Here is a 9,594-nt window from a genome sequence, read left to right as displayed (position 1 = left end):
CCGGTCCCATTCCGAACCCGGAAGCTAAGCCTGACTGCGCCGATGGTACTGCAACCGAAGGGTTGTGGGAGAGTAGGACACCGCCGAACTTAACCTAGAAAAAAGGGGCGGGGCCCCCGGTCGAGAACCTGAAAAGGTTTTCCCGGTGCCCCGCCCTTTTTTCATGCCCAAAACAAGCGGGCCGAGTAAACGGCCCGCCAGCGTCACTCCGGTCGGCGCAGCAAATACGTGTCCATGATCCACCCATGACGCTCCCGTGCCGCGGCGCGTGTCTCCCGGATCTTCGCCGCCAGCTCGTCATCCAGCGGACCGGACAGCAGGATCTCGTCCGGAGTCCCGACGTACGCGCCCCAGTAGATCCACAACCCCTGGCCCGCGTACTGATCAAACGTGGTGTGCGCGTCGAGCAGCACGAAGACGTCATCGGCGTCACTCGGCCAGCCGTCAGCCAGCCGGCGACCGGTCGTCAGCTGCACAGCGCGGCCGATCTGGTTCATCGTCGTCCGATGCCGGGCGACCAGCGCGGAGATGCTGCTGATCCCCGGCACGACCTCGTAGTCGAACGCCACGTTCCCGCGCGCCAGCACGGCCTCGATCAACGCGATAGTGCTGTCGTACAGCGCCGGATCGCCCCAGACGAGGAACGCGCCGGTCTCGCCGTCGGCCAGTTCGTCGCGGATCAGCTGCTCGTAGACGTCGGTGCGGAGCTGGTGCCAGTCGGCGACCGCGGTGCGGTAGTCGGCAGGCGTCCGGTCGCGGTCCGGGTCCTTCGCGCTCACCACGCGATACCCCGGCCGGCTCACGAACCGCTCCAGTATCTCCTGGCGCAGCTGCACCAGGTCGGCTTTCGCACTGCCCTTGTCGAGCACGAAGAACACGTCGACGCGATTGAGCCGGTCGACTGCCTGCACCGTGAGGTGTTCCGGGTCGCCGGCGCCGATCCCGATCGCGTAGATCTTCCGCATCCTTGCAGTCTCTCCCGGCGGGTAACCCGGTTCACCAGAGGGTCCCCTGGCGTACTGCTACCCCCTAGGGGTATAAAGGAGCTATCAGCAAGGAGCACGATAGGGAGTGTGGCGATGACTGAAGCGACCTACACCGTCGAGGGCATGACGTGCGGACACTGCGTCGGATCGGTGAAAGAGGAGGTAGGCGGCCTGACCGGCGTGCAGACGGTCGACGTCGACCTCGCCACCGGCGCCGTGAAGGTCACCAGTGCAGAGCCGATCTCGCGCGAAGCCGTCGAGGCCGCCGTCGCTGAGGCCGGCTACCAGGTCGTCGCGTAAAAAGGAGTGACATGAGCACCACGACACCGGCCCCCGTGCAGTCAGTCGAACTCGCCATCGGCGGGATGACCTGCGCGTCGTGCGCTGCTCGGGTCGAGCGGAAGCTCAACAAGGTCGAGGGCGTCAGCGCGAGCGTCAACTACGCGACCGAGAAGGCGCACGTCGAATACCCCTCCACCGTTTCGGTCGACGACCTGGTGGGCGTCGTCGAAGCGACCGGCTACACCGCGCAAGCGCCGCGACCGGAGAAGCCGGAAGAGCCAGAGCAGGACGAGACGCGGCCGCTGCGCGACCGGCTCCTCTACTCGGCGATCCTCACGGTCCCGGTGATCGTGCTGGCGATGGTCCCCGCGTTGCAGTTCACGAACTGGCAGTGGCTGTCGCTCACGCTCGCCGCGCCGGTCGTGGTCTGGGGAGCGTGGCCGTTCCACCGCGCCGCGTGGACGAACCTCCGGCACGGCGCGGCGACGATGGACACGCTGATCTCGCTCGGCGTCTCAGCCGCCACGCTGTGGTCGCTGTACGCGCTGTTCTTCGGCATGGCGGGGATGCCCGGCCTGCGGCACGGCTTCGAGTTCAGCGTGTCCGGGGGATCCGGGACCGACAACATCTACCTCGAGGTCGCGGCGGGCGTCACGACGTTCATCCTCGCCGGCCGCTATTTCGAGGCTCGCTCTAAGCGTCGCTCCGGGGCTGCGCTCCGAGCGCTGCTCGAACTCGGCGCCAAAGACGTGACGGTCCTTCGCGACGGTCGCGAGCAGCGAATCCCGGTCGAACAGCTGCGGGTCGGCGACACGTTCGTGGTGCGGCCTGGCGAGAAGATCGCCACCGACGGCGTGGTCACTGACGGTGGCTCTGCCGTCGACGTCAGCATGATCACCGGGGAATCCGTGCCGGTCGAGGTCGCAGTGGGTGACGGCGTGACCGGAGCGACGGTGAACGTCGGCGGCCGGATCGCAGTGCGCGCAACCCGGGTCGGCGCGGACACGCAGCTCGCGCAGATGGCGCGGCTCGTCGAGGAAGCACAGAACGGCAAAGCCGCGGTGCAGCGACTGGCCGACCGCGTCTCGGCGGTATTCGTGCCGATCGTCTTGGTCCTGGCTCTGGGAACCCTGATCACCTGGCTGCTGACCAGCGGAAACGTCACCGAGGCGTTCACCGCTGCAGTCGCCGTGCTGATCATCGCCTGCCCGTGCGCCCTGGGGCTCGCGACCCCGACCGCCCTGCTGGTCGGCACCGGCCGCGGCGCGCAGCTGGGGATCCTCATCAAGGGTCCGGAGGTGCTCGAATCCACTCGCCGCGTCGACACCGTGGTGCTCGACAAGACGGGGACCGTCACGACCGGGCGAATGAGCCTGGTGGACGTCCACGCCGGGGAAGGTGTCACGGAGCGCGAACTGCTGCGCTATGCCGGGGCGGTCGAGCACGCTTCGGAGCACCCGATCGCGAAAGCCATCGCAGACGGTGCTCGCGAACGGGTCGGCGACCTCCCGACGGCGACGGAGTTCCGGAACACCGAGGGCCTAGGCGTCTCCGGCCTCGTGGAAGGTGCGGCTGTACTGGCCGGCCGCGCCGCGTTCCTGGCCGACTGGAGCGTGAAGGTCGACGACGACCTCACCAAGGCCAAGGCCGCAGCGGAGGAACAAGGCGCGACGGCGGTATTCGTCGCCTGGGACGGCGTGGCACGAGGCGTGCTGGTGGTCGCGGACACGATCAAGCCGACTTCTGCGCAAGCCGTCGCCGAACTTCAGGCGCTGGGATTGCGTCCCGTGCTGCTGACTGGCGACAACGCGGGCGCAGCGCGGGCCATCGCCGACGCCGCGGGCATCACCGAAGTCGTGGCCGAGGTGCTGCCCGCGGAGAAGGTGGCCGTGGTGAAGCGACTGCAGGACGAAGGCCGGGTCGTGGCCATGGTCGGCGACGGCGTCAACGACGCAGCCGCTCTCGCCCAGGCTGACCTGGGCCTGGCCATGGGCACGGGAACGGACGCGGCCATCGAAGCAGGCGACCTGACCCTGGTCCGAGGCGACCTGCGCGCCGCGGTCGACGCGATCCGCCTGGCCCGGCGCACGCTCGGGACGATCAAGGGGAACCTGTTCTGGGCTTTCGCCTACAACGTCGCGGCGTTGCCGCTGGCGGCGTTCGGCCTGCTCAACCCCATGATCGCGGGTGCCGCGATGGCGTTCTCGTCAGTGTTCGTGGTGTCGAACAGCCTCCGGTTGCGGCGGTTCCGGGCTGCGTGAGGCGCCCGGGGAACGGGCCAGTGGCGGGATTTCCGCTGCTGGCCCGTTTCGCGTTCGCTGAGGAGCCTTGCTCCGTGCGCTGAGACACCGGGTTGCCCGGGGCGCTGAGTGCGCCAGGCTTACCGGCGGCCGGAACCACCTGGGACTTGCCTCATTAACGCAGTAAGCGGGCAAGTCGCGTTGGACAGCACTGCCCGGCGTAACGGACGCCAGACTTGCTTCCCTCCGGCCTTGGACACGTCGACGCGCGGACCCGAAGCAATGTCCGATTACCGCCGCCCCGCGCTGTGCGGAACCGAGTGGGAGTTACGTCAGGAACGCACCAGCCGAGCGATCGCGTCGGAGGCTTCGCGCACCTTCAGGTCCGCTTCCTCCCCGCCCGCGGCCGCGGCCTGGACGACGCAGGTCGCGAGATGCTCGTCGAGCAGCTCCAGCGAGAAGGACTGCAACGCCTTCGTCGCCGCGGACACCTGGGTCAGGATGTCGATGCAGTACTTGTCCTCCTCGACCATGCGCTGCAGGCCGCGGATCTGCCCCTCGATCCGGCGAAGGCGCTTGAGGTAGGCCTCTCGTTCACTGCCGTAGCCGGTCATCGCACATCGTCCCTTGTTCTCGGCATCCCCGGTGGTTCACCGTCGAGTATACCCACCCGGCGTATCCGGGGCCGGTGTTCAGCCGGTGGCGGCGGCCTCAGTGCCTCCGGCGCGCGGAGGCGCGGTCTCGGTTCGGCACCGGGTGCTGTCCGGGGCTGGGGCGGCGTTCGCGGTGGCTCTCGATGCCTCCGATAAGCGCGGGGCGCTGGTCAGCCGAGCGGGCTCCGGGCGGCCGAGACCGACGGTCAGCCGGTCGGGGCGGCCTCGGTGACTTCGGTGAGCGCGGAGGTCCGTCGTTGGTTCGGTACGGGAGTGCCGTCCGGGGCGAGGTCGGCGTTCGCGGTGGCCAGCAATTCGCGCGCGCCGCGCAGTGCGGCCTTGACTCGTTGCTGGACCGCGACGAGTTCGGCGACCCGCTGTTCGGCGTCGGCGACGATGCGGGTGGCGTGGTCGGTGGCTTGGCGGACGTGCGCGTCGGCTTCGGCGCGGGCGGTGGCGGTGCGGTCGGCGATTTCGCGGAGTGCGTCGGTGCGGCGGTCGGCCAGCGTGCGGGTGAGGTGTTCTTCGAGCCGTCGGCGTTCTTTCGCCGCCGCTTCGTCCGCGGCCTTGCGTTCTTCGACCGCGCGGCGCAGCAGATCTTCGTGTTCTCGCCGTTGCAGCACGCGGTCCGCGGAGACGGCTTCGACGAGCGCGCGTTCCTTTTCGGTGAGGCGCACGGCTTCCGCCTTGGCTTCGGCGATGATCCGCGCGGCGGTGTCCTCCGCGCGGGCGGTGATCTCCGCGGCTTCCTCGCGCGTCAGCTCGACCATCCGGCGGGAGCGTTCCTGCAATGCGTCCGGCTCGATGGGGGTGGCGCTGATCCGGTCGATCGTCGCGCGCAGTTCGCGATTGCGCTCGGCGAGTTCGGCGGCCTGGTGTGCCGCGGCGTCGCGTTCCGCGGCCAGGCGCCGGAATTCCGCCTCGACCCACGTGACGAATTCTTCGACCTGGCCGCGCTGATAGCCGCGCCAAGCCGAGTCGAAGGACGGCCGGACGGACATCAGGTCCTCGCCACCGCCGGGGGCCATGCTCTCACCTCCCATTTGGATGGTTTCTCCTCGGCGCTCGTTTTTCTTGCCGCACCGGGGTTTCCGCACTGCCTCCAGTGTGCCTGAAGTCCGGCGATCCGTGTGCGCCCGGGGCGGGTCAATCTTCGAGCGGGTCCTCGGTGCCCGTCGCGGTGCTTCGCACGCCGGGCAATTCGGCCAGTTCCGCGGTGAGTTCGGGAAGATCGCCGCGGCCCTGCAACAGCAACGTGACGACCGCGATCCGTTGCCCCTCTTCGGAAACTGTTTCGCGGTCGACCGCCACCCGGTGGACGGCCCAGCCCCGATCGGTGCAAGTGGCGAGCACGGCCCGCAATACGCCGTGCCCGTCGGCATAACTCAAGCGGAGGATCGGCGGCTGCCGCCGATGGCGCGCGACGAACCGGGAAAGCGGCGGGAATCCGCGAGTGATCACCACGAGTCCGGCGGTCGTCGCGACGGCCAGCACCGGCAGCCCGGCACCGCACGCGACGCCGACGGCCGCGGCGAGCCAGACCGTCGCCGCGGTGGTGAGACCGCGCACCGCGTCGCGGCGCACGAAGATCAGCCCGCCGCCGACGAACCCGATGCCGGACACGATCTGCGCGGCGATCCGCGACGGATCGAGCGCGACGTGCTCGATGCCGAGCAAATCGGCGAAGCCGTATTTCGACACCAGCATGAAGACCGCCGACCCGACGCCGACCAGCGTGTGCGTGCGCAGGCCGGCCTGTTTGTTGCCGACCTCGCGCTCGATGCCGATCACCGTGCTCAGCAGCAGGGCGAGCAGCACCGGCGGCAGCAGTTCCCACTGTTCGCCGGTGGACCAGAGAGCATGCACGGACGTACCTCCTCGCCCGTCACTGTGCCCGGCCCGCGGCGAGCCCGCGCGCCCGGCCCGGCGGGCACGCCTAAGCTCGGGCAATGGCCCGTTACTTCGACGTGCACCCGCAGAACCCGCAGCGCCGCGCCCTCGCCCAGGTAGTCGACCTGCTGCGCGACGACGGGCTCATCGCCTACCCGACCGACTCGTGCTTCGCCCTCGGCTGTCGCATCGGCAACCAGCAGGGGATGGAGCGGATCCGCACCATCCGCAAGCTCGACCACCGGCACCACTTCACGCTCGTCTGCCAGGACTTCGCCCAGCTCGGCCAGTTCGTGCACATCGACAACGCGGTGTTCCGCGCGATCAAGGCCAGCACGCCCGGCGCGTACACGTTCATCCTCCCGGCGACGAAGGAAGTCCCGCGGCGGCTGCTGCACGCCAAGAAGAAGACCGTCGGCGTGCGGATCCCCGACCACGTCGTGACCCAGGAACTGCTCGGCGAACTGGGCGAGCCGATCCTGTCGAGCACGCTCCTGCTGCCCGACTCCGGCGAGCCCCTCACCCAGGGCTGGGAGATCAAGGAAGAACTCGACCACGTCCTGGACGCCGTGATCGACTCCGGCGACTGCGGCGTGGAACCCACCACGGTGATCGACTTCTCCTCCGGAGAGGCGGAGGTCGTGCGGCACGGGGCGGGAGACCCGTCCCGGTTCGAGTGAGCGGGGTCGGCATCGGGTTCTTGACCGGATCCTGATTCGGGCGGCGGTTACGGGCAGCCCGGCGCGGGGGCTCTTGACGCGGATTGCCCGGCTCGACGGCTCCCCGTGACAACTTCTTGACGTGCCGGTGCTCGGGACGGCAGCTGCGGGCCGCTGCGCAGTGGTGCAAGCCACCCGAAGCGTCGGCAGCGGGTAGTGCGCGGAGCACTGGCGAGCGTCGTGCCGGAGGACGGGGCGGCTGGCTCTGAGCGGAACGAAATGGGTCCGGTCAGGCGGCCGGGTCTGTGCGTTCCAGGAGGAATACCCGGATTTCGCGATGAGCGGCGCGCTCGGCGTAGCGGTCGTAGGCGGGCCAGTACGAGGCGACGGCGTCCCACATTTCCTGGCGTTCGGCGTCCTTCAGGAGGCGGCCTCGGACGGGGAGGGTGCGGCCGTGGACGGAGACCGTCGCGTCGGGGTGGGACAGGAGGTTCGCGGTCCAGGCGGGGTGGTGTTCGCCGCCCCAGTTGGAGCCGATCACGACGTAGCCGCCGGAGCGTTCGACGTACAGCAGCGGGACCTGGCGCGGTTCGCCGCTGGTGCGGCCGATGGTGGTGAGCAGGAGGGTGCGCAGCCCGACTGCCGCGCCGACGCCCAGGCGGCCGCCGCTGATGCGGAGGAGCAGGCGGTCGGCGGGCATCATCGCTTGGCCGAACGCGGCGAATGCCTTGCTGCGGCCCAAACCGGCGAACATCCTGCGCAGTTCCATGATCGGCAGCCTACGGGGCGGCGGGGGAACAGTCGGCGGGGCGGTTCGCGGCGGGAGCAGCTGCGAAGAATCGGTGCTGGGTCCAGCGATGAAGATCCGGCAGAAGAGGGCGGAGAACCGGCTCGGGGCCAACACACGAGCCCGGCAGGGGGCTAGAAGCCGCTCGTTGTCAGCTTCAACAGGGCATCCGTGATCGCCGGAGCGTGGTCCACCAGGTAGAAATGGCCGCCGGGATACGTGGTCAGGGTGAAGTCTCCGAGGGTGTGCGACGACCAGGCTTGGACGTCCGCCACGGGCGCATGCGGGTCGGCGTCTCCGGTGTGCGCGTGGATGGGGGCGGCGAGCGGGCCCGCGCTCGGGCGGTACGTCTCGATGGCCGTGTAGTCCGCGCGCAGGGCCGGCAGGAACAGTTCCCGCAGTTCCGGGTCTCGCAGCACCTTCGGGTCAGTCCCGGCCAAGCCTTCGATTTCGGACAAAAGGCCGTCGTCGTCTTGGAGGTGGACTTGTTCGTTCACCAGGCGGGACGGGGCTCGACGGCCGGAGATCACTACTGCTTCCGGAGGTGTGCCGCGTTCCTCCAAACGGAGGCCTACCTCGTACGCGAGCGTCGCGCCCATGCTGTGGCCGAACAGGACTATCGGCAGGTCGAGCCACGCCAGGAGAGCTTGGGTGATGCCGTCGGCCAGGGCCCCGATGGTGCGCAGGGCGGGCTCGGCCATGCGGTCCTGGCGGCCGGGGTATTGCACCGCCAGGACGTCGACGGCCGGGGACAGCGCCTTCGACAGCGGGTGGAAGAACGGGGCTGCGCCGCCTGCGTGCGGCAGGCACACCAACCGGGCGGGGGCGTCGTCGGCGGGGTGGAAGCGGCGTAGCCACGGGTCCGTCATGCGGGCGATTTTACCGAGGAGCGGGCGGCGTTAAAGGGAAACTCGGCGGAATTCGATCTTTTCGTAGGCGCTGGCGTCACCGGTTTCGAACAGGACGCCGACGGTGTTGCGGTCTGGTTGTACCAGGTCGGAGTAGCCAGCCGGGGCGTCGGCGAGAACTGTCGACGGGTGCCAGGTTTTGCCGCCGTCGGAGCTGGTTCGGAGTTGCATGGTGTGGCGAGCGGCAGGGTCTGACGGGCCCGAGTAGAGGAGGACGCGGCGGTCGGAGGTTTGCAGGACGCTGCCTTCTACCTTCGGACCGGACAGCGTTGGTTGCACTTGGTAGGGACGAGTCAGCGTGCGGCCGCCGTCGGTGCTGTAAGCGTCCAGGCGGTGTTCGGGGGCGGAGCCCTGGTTGCGGCTGGAGAAATACACCGTGCCGTCCGGAAGCTCGGTGGCGGTGGTTTCGTTGGGGGCGATGACGCCGTCGGTCGGGTCGTCGGTGAAGCCGATGTGCCAGGTGCGGCCGTTGTCGTCGCTGTAGAGGTCGTGGCCGCCGTAGTACTTGGCTTCGGTCCCCACGTCCGCCGAACCCGGAGCAGGGGCGCTGGAGTGGTTGGCGGGGACGATGATCCGTCCTGCGTAGCGGCCGTGTTTGAGGAGGGTCGCGTGGCCGGGGGCGGCGGCGTACCAGCGCCAGTTCGGGAGTTTCGTCGTGGCGGTGATGTCGCGGGCCGGGGTCCAGGTGCGGCCGTTGTCGGGGCTGCGCTGGACGAAGACCCGGCGCGAGTCTTGCGGGGAAACCGTGCCGGACATGATGGCTTTTTCGCTGACGGGTCCGTTGTGGACAGTCAGCAGCACCAGGTCGCCGTTGCGGGCCAGTACTGGGGTCGGGTTTCCGGCGGTGGCCTCGCCGTTGCTGTCTATTACGCGCAGGTCGCCCCAGGTGCAGCCGCCGTCGCGGGAGGTTTTGGCGACCGTTTGGATCGCGCCGGAATCGCCGGGGGAGTCTCGGCGGCCTTCGGCGAAGGCGATCAGCGAGCCGTTCGCGGCGCGGACCACGGCTGGGATGCGGAAGGTGTGGTAGCCCTCGGCGCCTGAGACGAACGGGGTTGACGACGTGCAGGCGGCGCTCGCGTGGGCGGGCGGGGTCGGGGTGAGACTCAGGAGGGTTGCGGCGAGCGCGAGCGTGACTGTTCTCGGGAGCACCGGGGGACCGCCTCTCGATCCGGACATGGGATGTCCGACG

General features: G+C 69.3%; 10 protein-coding genes and 1 rRNA gene. 4 read left to right on the top strand and 7 right to left on the bottom strand.

The annotated features are described in order from the left end of the window. Nucleotides 1-89: ribosomal RNA gene (gene rrf, locus ACWDNU_RS27665) — 5S ribosomal RNA — on the top strand; the annotation flags it as partial. A 114-nt stretch (nucleotides 90-203) separates the two neighbouring features. Here the strand turns inward: rrf and cobF are convergent. Then, a complete protein-coding gene (gene cobF / locus ACWDNU_RS27660; protein WP_344282928.1) occupies nucleotides 204-965 on the bottom strand; it encodes a precorrin-6A synthase (deacetylating) in 762 nt (253 codons plus the stop codon). 114 nt (nucleotides 966-1,079) lie between these two features. Here cobF and ACWDNU_RS27655 point away from each other — a divergent pair, with 114 nt between their 5' ends. Further along, the gene (locus tag ACWDNU_RS27655; RefSeq protein ID WP_354750865.1) at nucleotides 1,080-1,286 is read left to right on the top strand and encodes a heavy-metal-associated domain-containing protein; all 207 of its coding nucleotides are present in this window, start codon (nucleotides 1,080-1,082) and stop codon (nucleotides 1,284-1,286) included. A gap of 11 nt (nucleotides 1,287-1,297) precedes the next feature. Further along, complete coding sequence (locus ACWDNU_RS27650; RefSeq protein ID WP_449671035.1) at nucleotides 1,298-3,529, top strand: heavy metal translocating P-type ATPase; 2,232 nt, start codon at nucleotides 1,298-1,300, stop codon at nucleotides 3,527-3,529. Nucleotides 3,530-3,840: 311 nt separating this feature from the next. Here ACWDNU_RS27650 and ACWDNU_RS27645 read toward each other — a convergent pair whose 3' ends face one another. The 3 genes from ACWDNU_RS27645 to ACWDNU_RS27635 all read right to left on the bottom strand — a co-directional run bounded on the left by ACWDNU_RS27645 (nucleotide 3,841) and on the right by ACWDNU_RS27635 (nucleotide 6,027). Next, on the bottom strand, nucleotides 3,841-4,122 hold the full coding sequence (locus ACWDNU_RS27645) for a metal-sensitive transcriptional regulator (protein ID WP_009081418.1): 282 nt from the start codon (nucleotides 4,120-4,122) through the stop codon (nucleotides 3,841-3,843). 245 nt (nucleotides 4,123-4,367) lie between these two features. Beyond that, nucleotides 4,368-5,189, bottom strand: a complete 822-nt coding sequence (locus ACWDNU_RS27640; RefSeq protein ID WP_449671034.1) for a DivIVA domain-containing protein — start codon at nucleotides 5,187-5,189, stop codon at nucleotides 4,368-4,370. 118 nt (nucleotides 5,190-5,307) lie between these two features. Further along, nucleotides 5,308-6,027, bottom strand: coding sequence for an MgtC/SapB family protein (locus tag ACWDNU_RS27635; protein ID WP_344282958.1), 720 nt, complete (start codon nucleotides 6,025-6,027; stop codon nucleotides 5,308-5,310). A gap of 83 nt (nucleotides 6,028-6,110) precedes the next feature. On the opposite strand from ACWDNU_RS27635, the gene ACWDNU_RS27630 reads away from it, so the two are divergent. Further along, on the top strand, nucleotides 6,111-6,731 hold the full coding sequence (locus ACWDNU_RS27630) for an L-threonylcarbamoyladenylate synthase (RefSeq protein ID WP_116206505.1): 621 nt from the start codon (nucleotides 6,111-6,113) through the stop codon (nucleotides 6,729-6,731). A gap of 268 nt (nucleotides 6,732-6,999) precedes the next feature. Here the strand turns inward: ACWDNU_RS27630 and ACWDNU_RS27625 are convergent, their stop codons facing one another. From ACWDNU_RS27625 to ACWDNU_RS27615, 3 genes are all read right to left on the bottom strand, one after another. Continuing rightward, nucleotides 7,000-7,479 (bottom strand): nitroreductase family deazaflavin-dependent oxidoreductase, encoded by a 480-nt coding sequence (locus ACWDNU_RS27625; protein ID WP_449671033.1) that lies wholly within the window; start codon nucleotides 7,477-7,479, stop codon nucleotides 7,000-7,002. A 152-nt stretch (nucleotides 7,480-7,631) separates the two neighbouring features. Further along, a complete protein-coding gene (locus tag ACWDNU_RS27620; protein WP_449671032.1) occupies nucleotides 7,632-8,366 on the bottom strand; it encodes a thioesterase II family protein in 735 nt (244 codons plus the stop codon). Nucleotides 8,367-8,396: 30 nt separating this feature from the next. Then, nucleotides 8,397-9,554: a sialidase family protein gene (locus ACWDNU_RS27615; protein ID WP_449671031.1), complete on the bottom strand. Its 1,158-nt coding sequence runs from the start codon at nucleotides 9,552-9,554 to the stop codon at nucleotides 8,397-8,399. Between the last annotated feature and the right edge of the window lie 40 nt (nucleotides 9,555-9,594).

The organism is Amycolatopsis sp. NPDC003676 (genome assembly GCF_053587275.1).
Note: the sequence above shows the minus strand (reverse complement) of the source record. Positions and strands in the feature narration are given on the sequence as shown.